Annotated in this window: 19 protein-coding genes and 1 pseudogene; 17 read left to right on the top strand and 3 right to left on the bottom strand. The window is 40.9% G+C overall.

Annotation, left to right across the window (positions count from 1 at the left end):
* Positions 1-133 precede the first annotated feature (133 nt).
* The 4 genes from HMPREF2571_RS00475 to HMPREF2571_RS00460 all read left to right on the top strand — a co-directional run bounded on the left by HMPREF2571_RS00475 (position 134) and on the right by HMPREF2571_RS00460 (position 4,506).
* On the top strand, positions 134-1,567 hold the full coding sequence (locus HMPREF2571_RS00475; RefSeq protein ID WP_045772117.1) for an NADP-dependent glyceraldehyde-3-phosphate dehydrogenase: 1,434 nt from the start codon (positions 134-136) through the stop codon (positions 1,565-1,567).
* A gap of 114 nt (positions 1,568-1,681) precedes the next feature.
* Complete coding sequence (locus tag HMPREF2571_RS00470) at positions 1,682-2,509, top strand: alpha/beta hydrolase (protein WP_002884105.1); 828 nt, start codon at positions 1,682-1,684, stop codon at positions 2,507-2,509.
* Positions 2,510-2,555: 46 nt separating this feature from the next.
* On the top strand, positions 2,556-3,296 hold the full coding sequence (locus HMPREF2571_RS00465) for an esterase family protein (RefSeq protein ID WP_002884014.1): 741 nt from the start codon (positions 2,556-2,558) through the stop codon (positions 3,294-3,296).
* A gap of 46 nt (positions 3,297-3,342) precedes the next feature.
* Positions 3,343-4,506, top strand: coding sequence for an ATP-grasp domain-containing protein (locus HMPREF2571_RS00460; protein WP_013990778.1), 1,164 nt, complete (start codon positions 3,343-3,345; stop codon positions 4,504-4,506).
* A gap of 52 nt (positions 4,507-4,558) precedes the next feature.
* On the opposite strand, the gene HMPREF2571_RS00455 is transcribed toward HMPREF2571_RS00460, so the two are convergent.
* Entirely contained in the window at positions 4,559-5,641 is a 1,083-nt protein-coding gene (locus HMPREF2571_RS00455) for a DEAD/DEAH box helicase (RefSeq protein ID WP_013990777.1), read from the bottom strand.
* A 91-nt stretch (positions 5,642-5,732) separates the two neighbouring features.
* Between HMPREF2571_RS00455 and udk the strand changes: the two genes are divergently transcribed.
* The 5 genes from udk (at position 5,733) to mprF (ending at position 12,140) form a co-directional block, all read left to right on the top strand.
* Entirely contained in the window at positions 5,733-6,368 is a 636-nt protein-coding gene (udk, locus tag HMPREF2571_RS00450) for a uridine kinase (RefSeq protein ID WP_013990776.1), read from the top strand.
* A gap of 36 nt (positions 6,369-6,404) precedes the next feature.
* A complete protein-coding gene (locus HMPREF2571_RS00445) occupies positions 6,405-8,324 on the top strand; it encodes an ABC-F family ATP-binding cassette domain-containing protein (protein ID WP_013990775.1) in 1,920 nt (639 codons plus the stop codon).
* Between the two features lie 89 nt (positions 8,325-8,413).
* Positions 8,414-8,674, top strand: coding sequence for a YiaA/YiaB family inner membrane protein (locus HMPREF2571_RS00440; RefSeq protein ID WP_002883990.1), 261 nt, complete (start codon positions 8,414-8,416; stop codon positions 8,672-8,674).
* A 194-nt stretch (positions 8,675-8,868) separates the two neighbouring features.
* Positions 8,869-9,588, top strand: a complete 720-nt coding sequence (locus tag HMPREF2571_RS00435; RefSeq protein ID WP_013990774.1) for an alpha/beta fold hydrolase — start codon at positions 8,869-8,871, stop codon at positions 9,586-9,588.
* Positions 9,585-12,140: a bifunctional lysylphosphatidylglycerol flippase/synthetase MprF gene (gene mprF, locus HMPREF2571_RS00430; RefSeq protein ID WP_013990773.1), complete on the top strand. Its 2,556-nt coding sequence runs from the start codon at positions 9,585-9,587 to the stop codon at positions 12,138-12,140. The genes HMPREF2571_RS00435 and mprF overlap by 4 nt, the downstream gene beginning before the upstream one ends.
* 52 nt (positions 12,141-12,192) lie before the next feature.
* On the opposite strand, the gene gatD is transcribed toward mprF, so the two are convergent.
* Together gatD and murT are read right to left on the bottom strand one after the other, a co-directional pair.
* Positions 12,193-12,981, bottom strand: a complete 789-nt coding sequence (gene gatD / locus HMPREF2571_RS00425; RefSeq protein WP_004182704.1) for a lipid II isoglutaminyl synthase subunit GatD — start codon at positions 12,979-12,981, stop codon at positions 12,193-12,195.
* On the bottom strand, positions 12,981-14,324 hold the full coding sequence (gene murT, locus HMPREF2571_RS00420; RefSeq protein ID WP_013990772.1) for a lipid II isoglutaminyl synthase subunit MurT: 1,344 nt from the start codon (positions 14,322-14,324) through the stop codon (positions 12,981-12,983). The genes gatD and murT overlap by 1 nt, the downstream gene beginning before the upstream one ends.
* Positions 14,325-14,425: 101 nt before the next feature.
* Here murT and cdaA point away from each other — a divergent pair, with 101 nt between their 5' ends.
* The 8 genes and pseudogenes from cdaA (at position 14,426) to HMPREF2571_RS00380 (ending at position 21,801) form a co-directional block, all read left to right on the top strand.
* Positions 14,426-15,277: a diadenylate cyclase CdaA gene (gene cdaA / locus HMPREF2571_RS00415; protein ID WP_013990771.1), complete on the top strand. Its 852-nt coding sequence runs from the start codon at positions 14,426-14,428 to the stop codon at positions 15,275-15,277.
* Positions 15,274-16,239 (top strand): CdaR family protein, encoded by a 966-nt coding sequence (locus HMPREF2571_RS00410; RefSeq protein ID WP_070846947.1) that lies wholly within the window; start codon positions 15,274-15,276, stop codon positions 16,237-16,239. Before cdaA ends, HMPREF2571_RS00410 begins: the two co-directional genes overlap by 4 nt.
* A gap of 220 nt (positions 16,240-16,459) precedes the next feature.
* Positions 16,460-17,812: a phosphoglucosamine mutase gene (glmM, locus tag HMPREF2571_RS00405; protein ID WP_013990769.1), complete on the top strand. Its 1,353-nt coding sequence runs from the start codon at positions 16,460-16,462 to the stop codon at positions 17,810-17,812.
* A 2-nt stretch (positions 17,813-17,814) separates the two neighbouring features.
* Positions 17,815-18,255: a GtrA family protein gene (locus tag HMPREF2571_RS00400; protein WP_013990768.1), complete on the top strand. Its 441-nt coding sequence runs from the start codon at positions 17,815-17,817 to the stop codon at positions 18,253-18,255.
* Between the two features lie 98 nt (positions 18,256-18,353).
* Positions 18,354-19,040 (top strand): tRNA (adenine(22)-N(1))-methyltransferase, encoded by a 687-nt coding sequence (locus HMPREF2571_RS00395; protein ID WP_013990767.1) that lies wholly within the window; start codon positions 18,354-18,356, stop codon positions 19,038-19,040.
* Positions 19,030-19,818 carry a Nif3-like dinuclear metal center hexameric protein gene (locus HMPREF2571_RS00390; RefSeq protein WP_013990766.1) on the top strand — a complete coding sequence of 263 codons (789 nt, stop codon included), beginning with the start codon at positions 19,030-19,032 and terminating at the stop codon, positions 19,816-19,818. The genes HMPREF2571_RS00395 and HMPREF2571_RS00390 overlap by 11 nt, the downstream gene beginning before the upstream one ends.
* A gap of 12 nt (positions 19,819-19,830) precedes the next feature.
* A pseudogene (locus HMPREF2571_RS00385) lies at positions 19,831-20,648 on the top strand (ZIP family metal transporter).
* Positions 20,649-20,712: 64 nt separating this feature from the next.
* On the top strand, positions 20,713-21,801 hold the full coding sequence (locus tag HMPREF2571_RS00380; RefSeq protein WP_070846945.1) for an NAD(P)/FAD-dependent oxidoreductase: 1,089 nt from the start codon (positions 20,713-20,715) through the stop codon (positions 21,799-21,801).
* Positions 21,802-21,914: the final 113 nt, after the last annotated feature.

The raw sequence follows: 21,914 nt of genomic DNA, 5'->3' as shown, positions 1-21,914 counted from the left end.
GTGTTGCACTTCATTTTACAATAGGGCAAACTATTTTTTGTCAAAATTTTCTGAATAATTCTCGTTTAAATCTTGGATTATTTCTAAAAAAATGATAAAATAGGTCTTATAATAGATAAAAGGAGTTACTATCTTGGCTAAACAATACAAAAACTATGTCAATGGTGAGTGGAAAACATCTGAAAACGAAATTACTATCTACGCACCTGCAAACGGTGAGGAACTTGGATCAGTTCCAGCGATGAGCCAAGCTGAAGTAGACGAAGTCTACGCAGCAGCTAAAGCAGCACTTCCAGCATGGCGTGCACTTTCATATGCTGAACGTGCAGCTTACCTTCATAAAGCAGCAGATATCTTGGAACGTGATGCAGAAAAAATCGGTCAAGTTCTTTCTAAAGAAATCTCTAAAGGTTTGAAATCTGCAATCGGTGAAGTTGTTCGTACTGCTGAAATCATCCACTATGCAGCTGAAGAAGGTTTGCGTTTGGAAGGTGAAGTACTTGAAGGTGGTTCATTTGACGCAGGTAGCAAGAAAAAAATCGCTGTTGTTCGTCGCGAACCAGTAGGTCTTGTCCTTGCTATCTCTCCATTTAACTACCCAGTAAACTTGGCTGGTTCTAAAATTGCTCCTGCCTTGATTGCTGGTGACGTTGTTGCCTTCAAACCACCAACACAAGGTTCTATCTCAGGTCTTCTTTTGGTTGAAGCATTTGTTGAAGCTGGTATCCCTGCAGGTGTCTTGAACTCTATCACTGGTCGTGGTTCTGTTATCGGTGACTATATCGTTGAACACAAAGCAGTTGATTTCATCAACTTCACAGGTTCAACACCAGTTGGTGAAAATATCGGTCGTTTGGCAGCTATGCGTCCAATCATGCTTGAACTTGGTGGTAAAGATGCCGCTATCGTTCTTGAAGATGCTGATCTTGACTTGACTGCTAAAAACATTGTTGCTGGTGCCTTTGACTATTCAGGTCAACGTTGTACAGCTATCAAACGTGTTCTTGTAATGGATAGTGTTGCAGATGAATTGGTAGAAAAAGTAACTGCTTTGGTAGGTAATATCACTGTTGGTATGCCTGAAGAAAGTGCAAGCGTTACACCACTTATCGATACAAAAGCAGCTGACTTCGTTCAAGGTTTGATTGATGATGCCGTTGAACAAGGTGCTACTGCTAAAACTGAATTGAAACGTGAAGGTAACCTTATCTACCCAGCTGTCTTTGATCATGTAACAACTGACATGCGTCTTGCTTGGGAAGAACCATTTGGTCCAGTATTGCCATTCATCCGTGTATCTTCAGTTGAAGAAGCAATCAAGATTTCTAACGAATCTGAATTTGGTCTTCAAGGTGCAGTCTTCACTCAAGACTACCCACGTGCATTTGCAATTGCTGAACAACTTGAAGTTGGTACAGTTCACATCAACAACAAAACACAACGTGGTACAGATAACTTCCCATTCCTTGGTGTTAAAGGATCTGGTGCCGGAACTCAAGGTGTGAAATACTCTATCGAAGCTATGACTCGTGTGAAATCAACAGTATTTGATATCGCAAACTACTAAGAGTTTAGCTATTCAATCATTAAAAAGTGTAAAGAGTCCCCATTATAGGGACTCTTTTTCTTTTAAAATATGGTATAATAGAACTAAATTTCGAATATAGAGAGTTTTCTGACAATGAATAAATCTTATTTTTACTTGGTTATGAAGACCCATGAATTAGAGGTGCCATACACTGGTAAACTTCGTCGTGTGCGTGTTCTTCTACCTAAGAACTATGAAACGGATACAGATCGTTCTTACCCTGTCGTGTATTTCCATGATGGTCAGAATGTTCTTTATAGTAAGGAGTCATTTTCGGGCTATTCTTGGAAGATTATCCCAACAATCAAGCGTAATCCTGATATTTCGCGCATGATTGTTGTAGCCATCGATAATGATGGTCCTGGCCGTATGAATGAGTATTCTGCGTGGAAGTACCAAGAATCTAATATCCCTGGTGTTCAGTTCGGAGGCAAGGGAGTAGAGTATGCGGAGTTTGTCATGGATGTGGTTAAACCCTTTATTGACAAGGAGTACCGTACCCTCTCAGACCGTCAGCATACAGCTATGATTGGTTCATCCCTTGGTGGTAATATCACTCAGTTTATGGGGCTTGATTATAAGGAGCAGATAGGTTGTCTTGGGGTATTTTCTTCAGCTAACTGGTTGCATCAAGATGCCTTTGATCGTTACATGTCGCGTCAAAAGCTCGATGCAGATCAACGTGTCTACATTTATGTAGGGACTGAGGAAGCTGATGATACTGACAAGACCTTGATGGCTGGTAACATTAAGCAGGCTTATATTGACTCTTCATTGAGCTATTACCATGATTTGATTGCTCGTGGGGTTGATTTGGAAAATATCAAGATTCACATTCAGTCTGGTGCTGAACACAATGAAGAAGCTTGGGCTGAGAATTTACCAGACTGTCTTCGCTTTTTCGCTGAAAAGTGGGACTAGTCTATATTAACGCAAATTATTTTAATTTAGGAAAAGGTATATAAATATGAATATCGAACATCTTAGCCACTGGAGTGGTCAACTTAATCGTGAAATGTATGTTAACCGTTATGGGCACGCTGGTATCCCTGTTGTGGTTTTTGCTTCATCAGGTGGTAGCCATAACGAATACTATGACTTCGGTATGATTGATGCTTGTGCACGTTTTATCGAAGAAGGGCGCGTACAATTCTTTACGCTGTCAAGTGTGGACAGTGAAAGCTGGCTTTGTGATTGGAAAAATCCACACGATCGTGCTGAAATGCATCGTGCTTATGAACGTTATGTTATTGAAGAAGCTATTCCATTTATCAAACACAAAACTGGTTGGTTTGATCCAATGATGACAACAGGATGTTCAATGGGTGCTTACCATGCGCTTAATTTCTTCTTGCAACATCCTGATGTTTTCAATAAAGTAGTAGCTCTTAGTGGTGTCTACGATGCTCGTTTCTTTGTGGGTGAGTTTGGAGGGGATGAAGCTATTTACCAAAATTCCCCATCAGATTATATCTGGAACCAAAATGATGGTTGGTTTATCGACCGCTACCGTCAAGCTGAAATCATCGTATGTACAGGTCTTGGTGCTTGGGAACAAGATGGTCTTCCTTCTTACTATAAACTTAAGGAAGCCTTTGAACAAAAGAATATTCCAGCCTGGTTCTCTGAGTGGGGCCATGATGTCGCTCACGATTGGGAATGGTGGCGTAAACAAATGCCTTATTTCCTTGACAATATGAACCTATAATTTCTTTGTCTATCCTATCTAAATAACTATAAAAGAGGAATCACTAATGAATTATCTTGTTATTTCACCATACTATCCACAAAACTTCCAACAGTTTACAGTTGAACTTGCAAATAAGGGAATCACTGTTCTTGGTATTGGTCAAGAGCCTTATGAGCAATTGGATCAACCTTTGAAAGATGCTTTGACTGAGTACTTCCGTGTAGACAATTTGGAAAACTTAGATGAAGTTAAACGTGCGGTAGCCTTTCTTTTCTACAAACATGGCCCAATCGACCGCATCGAATCTCATAACGAATACTGGTTGGAATTAGATGCTGCACTTCGTGAACAGTTCAATGTTTTTGGTGCTAAGCCAGAAGATCTTAAGAAGACTAAATTCAAGTCTGAAATGAAGAAACTCTTCCAAAAAGCTGGAGTTCCAGTTGTTCCTGGTGCTGTTATTAAAACTGACGAAGATGTGGATAAAGCTGTGAAAGAAATCGGTCTTCCAATGATTGCTAAGCCAGATAATGGGGTTGGTGCAGCTGCAACCTTCAAACTTGAAACAGAAGATGATATCAATCACTTCAAGGCTGAGTGGGATCATGAAACAGTTTATTTCTTTGAAAAATTTGTAACTTCAAGTGAAATCTGTACTTTCGATGGTTTGATTGATCATGATGGTAATATTGTCTTCTCAACAACTTTCGATTATGCCCACACTCCACTTGACTTGATGATTTACAAGATGGATAATTCTTACTACGTTCTTAAGGAAATGGATCCTAAGTTACGTAAGTATGGTGAGGCAATTGTCAAAGAATTTGGTATGAAGGAACGTTTCTTCCATATTGAGTTCTTCCGTGATGGTGACGACTATATTGCTATTGAATATAACAACCGTCCAGCAGGTGGCTTCACAATCGACGTCTATAACTATGCTCATTCTTTTGATTTGTACAAGGGTTATGCGGATATCGTTGCTGGTGAACCATTCCCAGCTTCTCAGTTTGAGCCACTTTACTGTTTGGCAACTTCACGTCGTGCAAGCTCTCATTATGCTTACTCAGAAGAAGAACTTTTCGATAAGTATCGTGAACAACTTAAAGTTAAGAAAATCATGCCTGCAGCCTTTGCAGAGTTGCAAGGTGACTTCCTTTATATGTTGACAACTCCAAGTCGTGAGGAAATGGAACAAATGATTGAGGACTTTGGTAAAAAAGCCTAATCTGTATATGTTAAAAGCACTTCATAGTAAACTGAAGTGCTTTTGTAATGGCTTATTTTTCGTGAAGCTCTTGGTTTTTAAGAACCAGTTCTGATACTTTAGCGAATTTTTTAAGTTTTTTGAGGTCTTCTGGATGAGTTACCAAGCTAATGACGCTACCTTCATTTCCCATACGGCCGGTACGACCTGCACGGTGAGTGTAGGCTTCACGGTCTCGAGGAATATCGAAGTTGATGACCACTTCCAGATTTTCAATATCGATGCCTCGTGCCAAGAGGTCAGTACCTAGTAAGAGTGAAATCTCATGGTTCTTGAATTTTTCCAAGATAACCTTACGGAATTTGACGTTGATGTCACTAGCCAATGATACTGCTGAAGCTCCGTTAAATTGGAGGCGCTCTTCAGTAGCCCCAAGGTCAGAAAGACTGTTGAAAAAGACAAGGCCACGGAAATCAGGAATATTGGAGAACTTACGAAGAAGTTCGACACGGTTACGTTTATCAACACTGATATAATAATGTTTAATAGTATCTAATTCCTGATCAGATAAGTCATAAACGATAGTATTTTCGACAAGAACTTGATCGTCAATTTTGTTGGTTGCCGAAATATAGATCATTTGATGATCACGAGGAACATGGTGGCTGATTTTTGTCACAAAGTGGTATTGGCTATCACTGAGAAGCTCATCAAATTCATCGAGGACGATGGTGTTGACATTCATCATCTTGATTTTTTTGAGTTTAATCAGCTCAAAAACACGGCCAGGGGTTCCGATGAGAATTTCTGGTCCTTTCTTCAGGCGTTCAATTTGTCGTTTTTGACTAGAGCCAGAAAGGAAGAGTTGGGCAGTGAGTCCTAGTGGCTCAGCCCATTGTTTGGTTACATCAAAAATCTGTCCAGCAAGCTCTGAATTGGGTGCTAAGATAAGCAATTGCTGAGATTTTTTTGGCTTGAGTGAAAGAAGAAGTGGAAGAAGGTAGGCAAGGGTTTTACCTGTTCCTGTAGGACTGATACCTAGGACATTATCTCCTTCAGTGATTGGTGCAAAGAGTTCTTTTTGAATGGCAGTCTCTGTAGTGATTTCTTTTTCTTTAAGGAGGTCTTGCCATTGCTCAGGAAAGTTTTTAAACATAAAAGTCTCATTTTCTATATGGATTTGCTTTTATTATATCATGATTTAGTGTAGAATAGATAGGAAAGACTATATTAGATAGGAATTTACCATGCCTAAAAAACCGATTATTATTGGGGTTACGGGTGGCTCTGGTGGTGGTAAGACCAGTGTTTCTCGTGCCATTCTATCAAATTTTCCAGATGAGAAAATTGCCATGATTGAGCATGATTCTTATTATAAGGATCAGTCACATTTGACTTTTGAAGAGCGTGTGTCAACTAACTACGACCATCCCTTTGCCTTCGATACAGATCTTATGATTGAACACATCAATGAGCTGATTGCTGGGCGTCCAGTGGATATTCCCATTTATGACTACACCCAACACACACGCAGTGATAAGACTTATCGTCAGGAACCACAGGATGTTTTCATTGTTGAAGGGATTTTGGTACTTGAGGATAAACGCTTGCGTGATTTGATGGATATCAAGCTCTTTGTTGATACTGATGATGACATTCGTATTATCCGTCGTATCAAACGTGATATGGAAGAGCGTGGTCGTAGCTTGGATAGTATCATTGAGCAATATATTAGTGTGGTTAAACCTATGTACCACCAGTTTATTGAACCTACGAAACGCTACGCAGATGTGGTGATTCCTGAAGGTGTCACAAATACTGTTGCTATCGATTTGATTAACACTAAGGTAGCAAGCATTTTGAAAGAAAGTCAGAAAGCCTAAGCAGGAGCTTGGCTTTTTTGGTATAATTGAAACGCTATGATTATTTTACAAGGAAACAAGATTGAGCGCTCTTTCTCAGGAGATGTGCTCTTTGATAATATTAATATTCAGGTAGATGAACGTGATCGTATTGCCCTGGTTGGCCGTAACGGTGCTGGAAAATCAACCTTATTGAAAATTTTGGTTGGAGAGGAAGCGCCGACAAGAGGTGAAATCAACACAAAACGTGATTTGAATTTGTCTTACTTGGCTCAGGATAGTCGTTTTGAGTCTAGCAATACCATCTATGCAGAAATGTTAAATGTCTTTGCAGACTTACGTGCAGACGAAAAGCGTCTGCGTGACATGGAATTGAAGATGGCCGAGTTGACTGGGACAGACTTGGACAAGTTAATGACTGACTACGATCGCCTTTCCGAGGATTTCAGACAGCGTGGTGGTTTTACCTATGAATCTGATATCAGAGCTATTCTCAATGGTTTTAAGTTTGATGAAAGCATGTGGGAGATGCCCATTTCCGATCTTTCTGGAGGGCAAAACACGCGCCTGGCTTTGGCGAAAATGCTGCTTGAGAAGCCTGAGCTCTTGGTACTGGACGAACCGACCAACCACTTGGATATCGAGACCATTGCCTGGTTGGAAAATTACTTGGTCAATTATCAGGGAGCTCTAATCATTGTCAGTCACGACCGTTATTTTTTGGACAAGGTGGCGACAGTAACACTAGATTTGACCAAACATAGTTTAGATCGTTATGTCGGAAATTATTCAAAATTCATGGAGCTTAAGGCTGAAAAGTTGGCCACTGAAGCAAAGAACTTCGAGAAGCAACAAAAGGAAATTGCTAAGTTGGAGGACTTTGTTAATCGTAATATTGTCCGTGCCTCTACAACTAAGCGTGCTCAAGCCCGTCGTAAACAGCTAGAGAAAATGGAACGTCTGGATAAGCCAACAGAAGGTCAAAAGTCAGCTAATATGACTTTCCATGCGGATAAGGTCTCTGGGAATGTGGTCTTGACTGTGAGGGATGCTACTATTGGTTATGATGATGAGATTCTCTCAGAGCCTATTTCTCTAGATGTTAAGAAGATGGATGCCATTGCCATTGTGGGACCTAATGGTATCGGAAAAACAACCTTTATCAAGTCGGTAGTAGGTAAACTGCCATTTATCAAGGGAACATCAACTTATGGTGCCAATGTTGAAGTGGGGTACTATGACCAAACCCAATCTGCCTTGACACCGTCGAACACTGTTCTTGATGAGTTGTGGAATGATTTTGCGACAACTCCTGAAGTTGAGATTCGTAACCGTCTGGGAGCCTTTCTCTTCTCAGGTGATGATGTCAAAAAGTCGGTTTCCATGCTTTCTGGTGGTGAGAAAGCTCGCCTGCTCCTAGCCAAATTATCAATGGAAAACAACAACTTCCTTATCCTAGATGAGCCGACCAACCACTTGGACATTGATAGTAAGGAAGTCTTGGAAAATGCCCTTATTGACTTTGATGGAACACTTCTCTTTGTCAGCCATGACCGTTACTTTATCAACCGTGTGGCAACCAAAGTGATGGAAATTTCTGAGGATGGGGCAACCATTTATCTTGGAGATTACGATTACTACCTTGAAAAGAAGGCGGAGCTTGAAGAGTTAGCACGACTTGAGGTAGAGGAAAATCAAGTATCAGAGGAAGTCCAAGTAGCTTCAGCGGGTGCTAGTGATTATCAAGCTCAAAAAGCCAATCAAAAAGAGATGCGTAAACTAAGTCGACGCATTGAGCAAATTGAAAATGAGCTAGAGACGATTGAAGAACGCTTGGAGGAAATTTCTGCTGCCATGCTAGAAACAAATGATGTGGCGGAATTGTCTGACTTGCAGAAAGAGCTGGATGGCTTATCAGTCAATCAAGAAGCTCTGATGGAAGAGTGGAGTGACTTATCAGAACAATTGGAAGGTTAAGAGATGATGAAAACCTTTTCATGCTTTGAGTTGTGAAAGGCTTACATTGTTGGTATACTAGTCTTAGTATATAAAAGGAGACTAACTTTATGAACAAAGTAAAGAAAAAAGTGTATCGTAACACAACATCTTTCAACATGATGGCATGGGGATCATTTGCCTTCTTCGTAATCTTGATGTTGGTAGGCCTCTATACCCTTAAAGAGCCTTTGATGGTTAAGGGTTACTACCTCATGGGATGTGTAGGATTGATTTCATCATCATTTACAGTATCTAAGGTTGTCCGTGATAACCAAGAAGATGAAGAAAACTATAACAAACTCATCGCTCAACAAACTTTCGAACAATAAGAAGAGAAGCCTGAAAAGGCTTTTTCTTTTTGCAGAAAATGCACAAATATTCTGACTCTTTCCTAGTGGAAGTGTTATAATGGAGTGAAGAGGGTTAGATGATTTTGGAATGAGTAAGTCCAATTCATCAGCCTCAATGCCTTATAAGACTAATTATCGTATAAGAATGCGTTAGTGAAAAGGTAGGTAATATTATGGAATTCAAAGTGAAAGATGGTCAAATCATCTATTATCGTGATCTCGGTAAAGGCTTTCCAATTGTTTTTTTGCATGGCAATAATTTGTCAGGAAATTACTTTGGTAAGCAAGGAATTCTGTATCGAGACTATCGTTTAATTTTCATTGATAGTCGTAATCACGGCAGGTCCAGTCGTCAAAGTGTTAAGATGACCTTTGAACAGATGGCTGCCGATTTGGAGGAAATTTTGCAATATTTGAATATCAAGAAGGCCTTATTTGTCGGTCATAGTGACGGTGCCAATTTGGCTATGGTTTATGCTAGTCGTTATCCTGACCGGATTGCAGGGCTCTTGCTTAATGCGGGAAATATGACCTTTAATGGGTTGACGAGACGCTCAAGATTCGCGGTCTATATACAATATCTTTGCTTAAAAGCCTTGTCACCATTTTCATCTAAAATGGATATCATGGCTCAGGTAACGGGGCTTATGCTTCATGACTTGCCACTAGATAGGGAACGTCTACATCAGGCTGCCTATCCTGTTTGGGTAGTTATGGGGCAAAGGGATGTTATCAGTATCAGGCATTCTAGGGAGATTTCGGAACTCTTTCCAATTCATAAGCTTTATGTCCAACGTCGAGAAGGGCATCGTCTAGCTCAACGTAAATATAAGATTTTCAATCAAATGATTCGTGAGCTTGTGAGAATTAGTCGAAAAGAGGTGGTGGCATGAAGCGTCTTTTAGAGAGACTTCAACCTTTAAAAGCGGCCGTTAAATCTATCTTCTTTATCTCGATTACGGTTCTTGTCGTCATAGAATTGGTTCGCCTCAAACGGACCATCACTTTAGAGTCACTTGAGTCAGCTCTGGGCGGTTTGTCTATTTGGCATCTTGTTTTGATGGCTATCATCGGACTAGTCGCTGTCTCCCCTATGCTCTTTTATGACATTATACTGAATAAGGAGCTAGAAACGGATTATTCCAAATCCTATATCTTAGAAACTAGTTGGGCTGTTAACACCATTAATAATTTAGCTGGTTTTGCTGGTTTGGTCGATGTGGGTCTGAGATATTCCTTTTATTCTGAGGATGGGCAGGAAAAGACGGGTGTTAAGGCACTTTCTCGTTTATTGCCTTACTTTATGTCGGGCCTATCCCTTTTAAGTGGTTTGGTATTCGCTGTCTTTTGGTTCTTCCCTCTAAGTCCAGATTTAAGAAAGTATTGGTTACTGTTATTGGGGATTTTCCTTTATCTGCCTTTTATTTTCTTTGTTTCTAGTCGTGAAAAATTAGCCTATTTTGGTCAAGTACCATTGAAAACGAGGCTAAGTCTTCTTTTAGCTTCGACAGCTGAATGGGGAACGGCCCTTGGAAGCTTTGTAAGTGTAGCTTATTTAATGGGCTTGCATGTTCCTCTTTATAATTTGATTCCTCTTTATTTCCTAGCAGTTATTATTGGTATCTTCTCTATGATTCCGGGTGGGATTGGTAGTTTCGATTTGATTGTGATTACCGGTCTGACCTCTATGGGGGTTAGCAATGCTCTAGCGGTTAGTCTGCTCTTGCTCTTTCGTTTAACCTACTACATTATTCCTTTCTTGTTAGGTGTTGTCTTCTTTTTCAAACACATGGGAGGGCGTATCAACGAGAAATACTTCAAACTTTCTTCACGAGTATTTGGTGGAAGTCTCCACCGCTTTCTTGTGTATTTGCTACGTTTTTCAGGGATTTTCTTGATTTTGTCAGCCTTAATCCCAGAACGCTTGGCAAATGTCTACTTTATTAGCCGTTTTAATCCTATTCAGGAACAGTTGATTTGGCAATTCCCAAGTATCCTATTTGGAACTCTATTCATTTTCATGGCTCGTCTCATCAGACGTCGGGTGAAGGGAGCTTTCATTGCTTCCTTAATAACCTTTGTCTTGACCTTGATTTATGTCAATCTCAATGGTATTTCTTGGGCTATGTCATTCCTAATTGTACTCTCTTTGGTGCTTATGTTGATCATCAGAAAGAGGTTGTATCATCGTTACTTTGTTTATAGTTGGGAAGACAAAACCAAGGATTTCCTTTTCCTAGCCTTTACTATTCTGGTTCTTCTTGTTCTGGGTGGCAGCGGTTTTTGGTCTCATTTATTGCCACCTAAGAACCGGGATGTTCTTGGACATTTTGTTCATATTTGGTTTGATATTTTACTGGCATCAGTTATCATTGCAACTATTGTTTGGGGAGTCTTGAGAATTTTGGCACCCCGCAGGACTTTTGGTCAAAGTATGGATGATGAGCGCTTTACAGCTCTCCTTGAGAAATACGGAGGTGCATCAGAAAGTGCCTTGGCTTATTTACATGATAAACGCCTCTTTTGGTATCGTGTCGATGGACAAGACCAGGTAGTTTTCCAATTTGCACAAACCAGCAATAAGTGTGTGGTTATGGGAAATCCAATTGGTAATGAAAACTATTACCGAGCAGCTTGGGAATCTTTCTTGAAGACACTATCAGATTGGAATTTACAAGCCTTGTTTTATGAGGCAGACGAGAGTATTACCCTGATGCTTCATGATTATGGCTTTGATTTTATGAAATTTGGGGAAAACGCCATGGTTGATTTGACGACATTCTCTGTCGATGGTAAGCATGGTAAGAAGTTCCGTAAACCAACCAATCGTGTCGAAAAAGCAGGTTTCCAGTTTAAGTTACTTGATCCTCCATTTTCAGAGACTCAGATGCAAGAAATGAAGGCTGTCTCAGATATTTGGCTTAACGGTCGTAAGGAGAAGGGTTTCTCTCTTGGTTTCTTTGATGAAGCTTATCTGCAGCAGGCACCGATTGCTATTGTTGAGAGTGAGGAAGGAGAAATTGTAGCCTTTGCCAACATCATGCCAACCAATAACAAACGGGTGGCGACGATTGACCTTATGCGTTATGATTTTGAAAAGGCTCCTGAAGGCATCATGGATTACCTCTTTGTCAAACTCTTCCAGTACTTCCAAGCGGAAGGAAAGCAATACTTTGATATGGGAATGGCTCCACTCGCGAATGTGGGTACTGAAGAAGATAGCTTCTTGGAAGAGAAGGTTGCCAATTTGGTCTATGTCTTTGCACAACGTTTTTACTCTTTTAGTGGACTCCAACGTTATAAGGAGAAGTTTTCTCCAATATGGTCTCCAAAATACATTGTTTATCCTAAACGAACTTGGCTCTTGTTTGATATGATTGCCATTTTAAGGATTGATAATCGTAAAATTGAAGACAGATTGAAGAAAAGACGTCTTTGGAAATAGATATAAAAAATAGCGAAACCTTTGGGTTTCGCTATTTTGCTATGTCATAGAATTATTTCTCAAATTCTGCTTTTGATTTAGTATCTGCGTATTCTTCAGCAATCTCACTTGAGAGAATGTCATCATAACTTGGCAATTCAATGTCTTGGCCATATTTGTTACGAAGGGCAGTTGTGACCAAGCGGTAGGCAAGGTTGGCGTTACGAGAAAGAATTGGTCCATGGAAGTAGCTACCATAAACATTTTTATAGTGGACCCCTTCAGTACCATCTTCCTTGTTATTACCATTACCGTAGACCACTTTGCCAAGTGGTTTTTCGTCATCAGAAAGGAAGGTACGCCCTTGGTGATTTTCAAAACCATAGTAAGTTTCATCAAACTCTTCGTTATGGATTTTGATATCACCGATGTAACGGTTATTTTCTTGATTAAGGGTGTAGTGGCCCATGACGCCGATACCATCAATACGGACACCGTTAGCCTGGATGTAATATTGTCCAAGAAGTTGGAAACCACCACAGATGGCTAGGATTACTTTATTATCTTGGATGAATTGACCAATGGCATCACGTTTAGATGGGAGATCTTTGGCAACGATAGATTGTTCGTAGTCTTGACCACCTCCAAAGAAGACCATGTCGTAGTGGTCCTTATCGAAGTCATCACCAACTGAAACGATGTCGAAGGTCATCTTAGCACCAAGTTTTTCACCCACGTATTTGATCATAAGGACATTACCGTTGTCACCGTAGGTATTGAGCAGATTACCATAAAGGTGGGCAACATTTAGGTCGTAGGTGTAGTCACGATTTTCTGGAGATTTGAGTGAAGTATAGGTCATTAGTTCATCTCCTTTCCGACAGCATGACGTTGAGCAAGAATATCACGGAATTCAAGCATGGCAGTATAGGTCGCCAAGATATAGGCATGGTCGCAATCTTGTTTTTCAATCAAGGCCATAATATCTTCAAGTTTTTCTGCTTGTGTAATCTTATCCTCTGGATAGCCAGTCACACGAAGACGGCGGGCAATTTCAGAATGACGGACCCCACCAGCATTAATCTCAGGGATATCCATCTCGAGAATGCTTTCAAAGTTGGCATCCCAAATCCAGCTAGTGTCAATACCATCAGCATAATTGGCGTTAAGAAGGACTGACAAGCTAAATGGATAATCGGCAAGTTTAATCATATCAAGGGCTTGGCTAGCTCCTACGGGATTCTTAATTAGTACCAGAGTACATGATTTGTCACCAATCTTAAAGGTTTCTTGGCGTCCAAAAACAGCACGGCTCTTATCAAAACCAGCCTTGATTTGCTCTGGAGCCACTCCGAAGAATTCAGCGACAGAAACAGCAGCAAGGGCATTGTAGATGTTATAAAGACCACCGACATTAATCTTGTAATCTTGTCCATCAATGACAAATTCAGAAGTAGTGTTGGTGATTTTAGTCAACTCTGTCAGCTTATAATCTAATTCTGGACGGTGGAAGTCGCAGTTAAGGCACACATAGTCTCCCAAGTTAGCGTAAGTATTAAGGCGATACTGAAGAATACTCTCACATTTAGGGCAGACAATACCTTCAGTATTATAATGAGCCAGCTCTGGATCATGTTTTTCAGTGTCAAAACCGTAGAAACGCACGGGATTGACTACCTCTTTAGAATTGAAAAGAGGACTGTCTCCATTAGCCAAAATAGTAGCCTCAGGCGCCTTAGCAGCACCATCTAAAATCATCTGATAAGTGGTATAGATTTCACCGTAGCGGTCCATTTGGTCACGGAAAATATTTGTGAAAACAAAAAGACTTGGAGTGATGTATTCAGTGATTTTTGGAAGGCTGGCCTCGTCAATTTCCAAGACAGCAATTTTCTTACCAGACTTGGCTTTTTTAGCTGTTAGGAAAGTAGAAGTGATCCCTGTGATCATGTTGGCTCCGCTAGGATTGGTCACAATCTCACCAAAAGCTTCTTTAAGAATACCTACTGTCAAAGCTGTTGTAAGAGTCTTACCGTTGGTTCCAGTGACAACGACAATTTCGTAGTCCTTGGCTAAAGTGTCTAAAATATCTTTGTCAAATTTAAGGGCAATTTTTCCAGGCAGGGTTGAACCGCGTCCCAATTTTGAAAGGACGAAATGGCTAGCTTTACCCGCCAGAATTCCCATGGTAGTTTTCATAGTCATGAATTTATTTTATCACAAAAAGTAGTGATTGTAGTCTCAAAATAGTTAGAATTCGTGGTATAATAGAAACTGTTTAAAAATTAAAAGAAAGTGTGATATGTATGGGAATACTTTCGTCCATTGATATTGATTTTTGGCGGTCACTCTTTGATAGTCCGCTGAAAGTTATCGTCAATAGTTTGGACATATTGATTGTTGCTTTTTTAATTTATCGCTTTATTAGGGCTCTACGAGGGACAAAAATTATGACCCTTGTTCAAGGGGTTGTCTTATTTATTTTTGTCAAACTGATTTCTGATTTTATAGGCTTCACGACGATTTCTTATTTGATGAATCAGGTCATCAACTATGGAGCCATTGCGGCGGTTGTGATCTTTGCGCCAGAGCTTCGTTCTGCACTTGAAACCTTTGGGCGTACGCCTCAGCATTTTTTGCAAAGTAAAGAGGTTAGTTCAGACGAGAAGTTGGTTCAAGCCTTTGTTAAAGCTGTTAAGTACATGAGTCCTCGTAAGATTGGGGCCTTGGTTTCTATTGAACAGACTCAGACCTTACAAGAGCAGATTGCGACTGGGATTCCGCTTGATGCGGTGGTGACTGGGGAACTATTAATTAATATTTTCATCCCAAATACACCGCTTCATGATGGAGCAGTTATCATCAGAGATAACAAGGTTGCGACGGCTTGTTCTTATCTGCCATTGACGGAATCTAATAAGATTTCCAAAGAGTTTGGAACTAGGCACAGGGCTGCCATTGGTCTTTCAGAACAAACAGATGCGCTTACCTTTGTTGTGTCAGAGGAGACTGGTGCGATTTCAATTGCTTACAAGGGGAATTTCATCCATGATCTTTCTATTCAAAAATTTGAACAAGAGTTGAGTCTTATCTTGTTGAAAGAACAAGAACCACGTCAGTCATTCTTTCAACGTTGGATTGGAGGTAGCAAAAAATGAAGCGTTTTGTAAATTTCTTTAAAAACGATCGTTTATGGCAGATGCTAGTTGCCCTCTTCTTTGCTGTAGTACTCTTTTTCACAGCCTGGTCGGGGAACGCGCAAAATAAACAGAATAGTTCAAGTGCATCTAATACCTTTACACAAACCATTGAGTCGGTTCCTGTGGACATAAAATATGATAGTGATAAGTACTTTATCAGTGGTTATTCCTATGATGCCGAAGTCTATTTGACGGCGACAACACAGCTGGCTTTAACGACTGAGACAAGTAGTGATACACGTCACTTTAAATTAGTTGCTGATTTGTCAAATTTAGGTCAAGGAACCAGTCGAGTACCTATTCAGGTTAAGGATCTTCCAGCCGGAATGTCTGCGCAGGTATCTCCATCAACCTTGACGGCAACTATTGGCAAAAAAGCCAGCAAGACCTTTGATGTAGTAGCTAATATTACATCAGATAAGTTGGCAAATGGTTATGAAGTGAAAAAAGTTAGCCTGGATGAAACCAAGGTAGAAGTGACGTCGAGTGAAGATATCATTAACCAGATTGACCATGTTCAAGCAGTATTGGAAGGTGATTCCAACCTGTCTGAAGATTATGATGGTAACCTGGTTCTTCAAGCCGTTTCGGCAAATGGAACAGTCCTAGCAAGTTCTATCTCACCAGCTAAGGTACACGCCAAGATTAATTTGAGAAAATTAAGCAAATCTGTTCCTGTCAAGGTTGAACTGACTGGAGATAAGGCTAGCAATGTGTCTAATATCAGCTATAGCTTTGATCGTGGGCATGTGACTATCGTTGGTAGCCAAGAAGCTATGGATAAGATTGATAGCATCACAGTCCCTGTGGACATTAGCCAAGTGACTAAGGATACTTCAAAAACAATAGACCTTAAGGCAGAAGGTGTTACGGTTCAGCCTGGCACTGTTAAGGTTAACTTAAAAGTCACGCAAAAATAGGGGAGTTACATTTTCCCCAAATTCATGTATAATGGATGGGACTGAGAGGGCCTAATCTCATAAAAATGTAACCAATTAAAAATGTTTAAAATCAAGGGTTGAAAATATTGGCGAAATCTTATAAAGTTAGATTATCTAGATAGATTTCACTAGATTGACTCTTGCTAAACAGCATCACAGTTTAAGGAGGATTTAGTGCTCAAGCACTAATAATAAAATTATGGGTAAATATTTTGGAACAGACGGTGTTCGTGGAGAAGCAAACGTTGAACTTACGCCTGAATTGGCCTTTAAATTAGGTCGTTTTGGTGGTTATGTGCTTAGCCAACATGAGACTGGCCGTCCTAAAGTTTTTGTGGCACGTGATACACGTATCTCTGGTGAGATGTTGGAATCTGCCTTAGTAGCAGGTTTGCTCTCAGTGGGTATTGAAGTCTACAAACTTGGAGTACTTGCAACACCTGGCGTCTCATATTTGGTTCGCACAGAAAATGCAAGTGCCGGTGTTATGATTTCAGCCAGCCATAATCCAGCTCTTGATAATGGTATCAAGTTCTTTGGTGGTGATGGCTTTAAATTGGATGATGCGCGTGAAGCGGAAATTGAAGCCCTTCTCGATGCTGCAGAAGATACGCTTCCACGCCCTTCAGCTGAAGGACTTGGAACCCTTGTGGATTATCCAGAAGGTCTTCGTAAATACGAAAAATTTTTGGTAGCTACAGGTGTTGACCTTGGTGGCATGAAAGTTGCCTTGGATGCGGCCAACGGTGCGGCTGCGGTATCTGCACGAAACATTTTCCTTGACTTGAACGCAGAAATCGCTGTCATTGGTGACCAACCTGATGGCCTTAACATTAATGCTGGTGTTGGTTCGACACACCCAGAGCAGTTGCAAGCCTTGGTTAAAGAAACTGGCTCAGCTATCGGTCTTGCCTTTGATGGTGACAGTGACCGTCTCATCGCTGTTGATGAAAATGGTGATATTGTTGATGGTGACAAGGTGATGTACATCATCGGTAAACATTTGTCACAAAAGGGCGAGTTGGCTAAAAATACCATTGTAACGACAGTTATGTCAAACCTTGGTTTCCACAAGGCACTTGACCGTGAAGGCATTAACAAGGCAGTGACTGCTGTTGGTGACCGTTACGTTGTCGAAGAAATGCGTAAAAACGGGTACAACCTTGGTGGTGAACAATCTGGACACGTTATTATCATGGATTACAACACAACTGGTGATGGCCAATTGACAGCAATCCAATTGACTAAAGTCATGGTTGAAACAGGTAAGAGCTTGTCTGAATTGGCTTCAGAAGTGACTATCTATCCACAAAAATTGGTTAATATCCGTGTGGAAAATAGCATGAAAGATAAGGCTATGGAAGTTCCTGCCATTGCCGCTATCATTGAAAAAATGGAAGCTGAGATGGCTGGAAATGGCCGTATCTTGGTTCGTCCAAGTGGTACCGAACCTCTCCTTCGTGTTATGGCAGAAGCACCAACAGATGATGAAGTAAACTATTACGTTGATACGATTGCTGATGTTGTTCGTGCAGAAATTGGATTGGACTAAGTATGATAGCTAAACTGAGAGCCTTCATGGCTACCGAAGTTTTCAAGTACCTTTTCTTTGGGGTTTTGGCAACTTTGGTCTATATGGTCAGTCGTACTTTGATTTTCCAGTTTACCCAACAAGGAACACTTTCAGCAGTCTTAGCAAATGCGATTGCCATTATCTTTGCCTTTTTTACAAATGACATGTTTGTCTTTAATCAGGAAAAGACAGGTATGGTCACGCGCTTTGTTAAGTTCGTGGGAGCCCGCCTCTTGACCTTGGTCTTGGATTTGGCTCTAGCCTATTTCTTGGTTGATACCTATCCAGAAATTATTGGTCAATTTGTTGGTCATAGTCATGCTTGGGTAAATGGTATCGAGAGTTTGTTCTCTCAGGTCCTTATCATTGTATTGAACTACATTATTTCTAAATTTTTCGTCTTTACAGGCGAGAAAGTATAAACAAAAAGGAAGTTGTTAGGAAATGTGTTAAAAGCATTTCTTACCAACCTCCTTTTTTGATATAATTGAAGAGACTTAAAAAAATAGAAAGATGAAACATGTACGTACAATTATCTCAACGCCTCAAGGACGTAGCAACCTATGTTCCCAAAGGCGCAAAACTCTTGGATGTAGGCAGTGATCATGCCTATCTTCCGATTTATTTACTTGAAAAAGGTTTGATTACTTCAGCTATTGCTGGTGAAGTGGTAAAGGGTCCTTATGAATCTGCTCTTGCTAATGTCTCAGCTTCTGGTTTCCAAGATAAAATCGACGTGCGCTTGGCTAATGGCTTGGCTGCCTTCGAACCCGCTGATGAGGTAACAACTATCACGATTTGTGGTATGGGAGGACGTCTTATTGCGGATATCCTAGATGCTGGAAAGGAGAAACTAACAGGTGTAGACCGTCTGATTTTACAACCAAATAATCGTGAAGATGATCTCCGTATTTGGTTGATGGAAAATGGTTTTGAGATTATTGCAGAGTCTATCATGACTGAAAATGGCAAATACTATGAGATTATGGTGGCAGAAGCTGGACATATGAGCCTTTCAGACAAGGAAGTGCGTTTTGGTCCTCATCTCATGAAAGAACAATCTCAGGTTTTCCAGCTCAAATGGCAGCGAGAAATCAATAAACTAGAGATTGCTTTAGGCTCCATTCCTCTTGCCAATCAGACTGACCGTGCAGCTATTGAAGATAAAATTCAAACCATTAAGGAGGTTTTGAACCATGTTAGCTAGTGAACTTATCAAGACTTATGAGGAATTTTGTCCACAGGAGCTTTCCATGGAAGGTGATGTGGTTGGCTTGCAGATTGGCAGTCTAGACAAAGAGATTCAGAAGGTCCTGGTTACCTTGGATGTTCGTGAAAATACAGTAGCTGAAGCTATTGAAAAGGGTGTGGACCTTATCATTGCTAAACACGCTCCGATTTTCCGTCCAATTAAGGATTTGGTGTCTTCGCCTGACCGAGATATTTTGCTTGACCTGATTAAGCACGATATTGCAGTCTATGTGAGTCATACTAATATTGATGTTGTCAGTGATGGACTTAATGATTGGTTCTGTGACTTACTTGACATTAAAGACACCACTTATTTAATACAGACTTCTGAAAATCATGGAATTGGTCGAGTGGGTCATATTGCGCCACAGACCATTGAAGAACTTGCTCTTAAGGTTAAGTATGTTTTTGGCTTGGACAGTGTTCGCTTGGTGCGTTATAATCATGATAATCCTCTTGTTAACCGTGTGGCTATTTGTGGGGGTAGCGGTCAAGGATTTTACCAGGATGCTTTGAAAAAGGGCGCACAAGTCTTTATCACTGGTGATGTATACTACCATACGGGGCAAGAAATGATTACTAATGGTCTCTTGGCTATTGACCCTGGGCACCATATTGAAGCCCTCTTTATTTCAAAGATTGCTGAGAAACTTGAGGCTTGGAAACGTGAGCATGATTGGAATGTGACCATACTTGAAAGTCAGTCCTCAACCAATCCTTTTGACCATTTGTAGGAGGATGTGTCTGTGACTTGGCTTTTACATCAAAATGTGGTCTTTTTGGCCTTACTTGCTGGTCTTTTTACTTGGGGCTGTACCATTGTCGGCTCGGCCATTGTTTTCTTCTTCAAGAATATTAGTCGTAAATTATTAGATATCATGATGGGCTTTGCGGCTGGTGTCATGATTGCGGCCTCCTTTTGGATCCCTCTTTAACTTATGCGACTCAAAATGGCTATGGGAAATGGTCCTGGTTTCCTGCAGCAGCTGGCTTCTTGCTTGGTGGTGTTGCTCTTCGTTTGATTGATGCCGTTGTTCCTCATTTGCATTTGGGAAATGACATCTCAAAAGCAGAAGGAATTCAACCTCGTAAGAAAAAGTTGTCCAAGACAGCCTTGCTCTTTTTGGCTATCACAATTCATAATTTTCCAGAGGGATTAGCAGTCGGTGTGACTTTCGGAGCCTTGGCTGGCGGTAATATGACACTTGCAGGTCTCATGGGAGCCATTGGTCTAGCTATCGGTATTGGTTTGCAGAATGTCCCTGAAGGTGCAGCCCTCTCTATTCCTATTCGGGCAGATGGAAAATCTCGTATCAAGGCCTTTTATTGGGGCTCTATGTCAGCCATCGTGGAGCCTATAGGGGCTGTTATGGGAGCTGCTCTTGTTATGTTGATGATGGCGATTATTCCTTATGCTTTGGCTTTTGCGGCAGGTGCCATGATCTTTGTGGTAACGGAGGAATTGATTCCTGAATCACAAACCAATGGTAATACTGACGTCGCAACCTTGGGGCTCATGGTTGGCTTTGTTGTTATGATGGTCATGGATGTAGCCTTAGGTTAAAAATACTAGAGAGCTGTGCCTATTGATATAGGACTCAGCTCTTTTCAAATAGATGGAGTAAAAAATGAAAATTGCAATTGTTGGTGCAGGTATCGTCGGCTCAACGGCTGCCTACTACTTATCAAAAGAAAAAGACGTAGAGGTTACAGTATTTGATCATGGTCTTGGGCAAGCAACCAAGGCAGCAGCAGGGATTATCAGCCCCTGGTTTTCCAAGCGTCGTAATAAGGCCTGGTATCGAATGGCCCGATTGGGAGCCGATTTTTACCAAGATTTAGTTTCAGATCTTGAAAATGATGGTTATGACACGAGCTTCTATGATCAGTCTGGTGTAGCCCTTCTCAAGAAAGATGATAGTAAGTTGGACGGTTTGTATCAGCATGCAGAAACTAGGCTAGAAGAATCACCCATTATTGGTGAACTTTCTATAAAAAATGTTGCCGACCTCCCGGAATTTACTGGATTTGCCCGTTATCTCTATGCTTCTGGAGGTGCCAGAGTGGAGGGTGCAGAATTAACAGCTACTTTGATTGAGGCCTCTGGTTTTGAAAAGGTTGAGGGTCGAGTCACACTTTCTCCTCTTGACAATGGCACTTACGAGATTAATGGTCAAACTTTTGATAAGGTCATTCTCGCTTGTGGTGCCTGGCTAGGTCAAACGCTTGAACTCCTTGGTTTTGACGTAGATGTTCGCCCTCAAAAGGGGCAATTGCGCGACTACTTCTTTGAGGGCATGGATACTGCTAAATTACCTGTTCTGATGCCGGAGGGCGAATTGGATGTCATTCCTTTTGCTGGTGGCAAGATTTCGGTAGGGGCCAGCCATGAAAATGACCAAGGCTTTGATTTGACAGTTGATGAGACTGTACTTGCAAGTCTGGAGGAAGAGGCTAAGACATATTTCCCTGACTTAAGTACTGCCAAGTCCTTCTCAGAACGTGTGGGAACTAGAGCCTACACGAGTGATTTCTCACCTTTCTTTGGAGAAGTTCCAGAGCTTGAGGGTGTCTTTGTCGCCTCTGGTTTAGGATCTTCAGGACTTACGACAGGGCCACTTATTGGAAAAAATTTGGTTGATTTGGTTATGAACCGATCTGGTAGTTTGGACAGTGCAGATTATCCAGTGGCTCAGTACGTTAAGAAAAAAGACTAATAGTATTAAAGCCCTCCAATATATTAAGATTTATGAATCAGTTAGCTATTTCTCCTTATTGAGGGATGCTAACTGATTCTTTTTATTTTTGTGACTTTAAGTCCGTTTCGCTC

This window comes from Streptococcus sp. HMSC068F04, assembly GCF_001837455.1.
Taxonomy (GTDB): domain Bacteria; phylum Bacillota; class Bacilli; order Lactobacillales; family Streptococcaceae; genus Streptococcus; species Streptococcus salivarius_D.
Note: the sequence above shows the minus strand (reverse complement) of the source record. Positions and strands in the feature narration are given on the sequence as shown.

Excerpts from the sequence above, each read along its gene's own strand:
- HMPREF2571_RS00400 (WP_013990768.1), top strand. The coding sequence starts at position 17,815 with ATGATAGCTAAACTGAGAGCCTTCATGGCTACCGAAGTTTTCAAGTAC.
- HMPREF2571_RS00435 (WP_013990774.1), top strand. The coding sequence starts at position 8,869 with ATGGAATTCAAAGTGAAAGATGGTCAAATCATCTATTATCGTGATCTC.
- gatD (WP_004182704.1), bottom strand. The coding sequence starts at position 12,981 with ATGACCTATACTTCACTCAAATCTCCAGAAAATCGTGACTACACCTAC.
- HMPREF2571_RS00455 (WP_013990777.1), bottom strand. The coding sequence starts at position 5,641 with ATGTTTAAAAACTTTCCTGAGCAATGGCAAGACCTCCTTAAAGAAAAA.
- cdaA (WP_013990771.1), top strand. The coding sequence starts at position 14,426 with ATGGGAATACTTTCGTCCATTGATATTGATTTTTGGCGGTCACTCTTT.
- HMPREF2571_RS00395 (WP_013990767.1), top strand. The coding sequence starts at position 18,354 with ATGTACGTACAATTATCTCAACGCCTCAAGGACGTAGCAACCTATGTT.
- HMPREF2571_RS00465 (WP_002884014.1), top strand. The coding sequence starts at position 2,556 with ATGAATATCGAACATCTTAGCCACTGGAGTGGTCAACTTAATCGTGAA.
- HMPREF2571_RS00410 (WP_070846947.1), top strand. The coding sequence starts at position 15,274 with ATGAAGCGTTTTGTAAATTTCTTTAAAAACGATCGTTTATGGCAGATG.
- HMPREF2571_RS00460 (WP_013990778.1), top strand. The coding sequence starts at position 3,343 with ATGAATTATCTTGTTATTTCACCATACTATCCACAAAACTTCCAACAG.
- HMPREF2571_RS00390 (WP_013990766.1), top strand. The coding sequence starts at position 19,030 with ATGTTAGCTAGTGAACTTATCAAGACTTATGAGGAATTTTGTCCACAG.
- glmM (WP_013990769.1), top strand. The coding sequence starts at position 16,460 with ATGGGTAAATATTTTGGAACAGACGGTGTTCGTGGAGAAGCAAACGTT.
- HMPREF2571_RS00445 (WP_013990775.1), top strand. The coding sequence starts at position 6,405 with ATGATTATTTTACAAGGAAACAAGATTGAGCGCTCTTTCTCAGGAGAT.
- HMPREF2571_RS00440 (WP_002883990.1), top strand. The coding sequence starts at position 8,414 with ATGAACAAAGTAAAGAAAAAAGTGTATCGTAACACAACATCTTTCAAC.
- HMPREF2571_RS00470 (WP_002884105.1), top strand. The coding sequence starts at position 1,682 with ATGAATAAATCTTATTTTTACTTGGTTATGAAGACCCATGAATTAGAG.
- mprF (WP_013990773.1), top strand. The coding sequence starts at position 9,585 with ATGAAGCGTCTTTTAGAGAGACTTCAACCTTTAAAAGCGGCCGTTAAA.
- HMPREF2571_RS00380 (WP_070846945.1), top strand. The coding sequence starts at position 20,713 with ATGAAAATTGCAATTGTTGGTGCAGGTATCGTCGGCTCAACGGCTGCC.
- murT (WP_013990772.1), bottom strand. The coding sequence starts at position 14,324 with ATGACTATGAAAACTACCATGGGAATTCTGGCGGGTAAAGCTAGCCAT.
- udk (WP_013990776.1), top strand. The coding sequence starts at position 5,733 with ATGCCTAAAAAACCGATTATTATTGGGGTTACGGGTGGCTCTGGTGGT.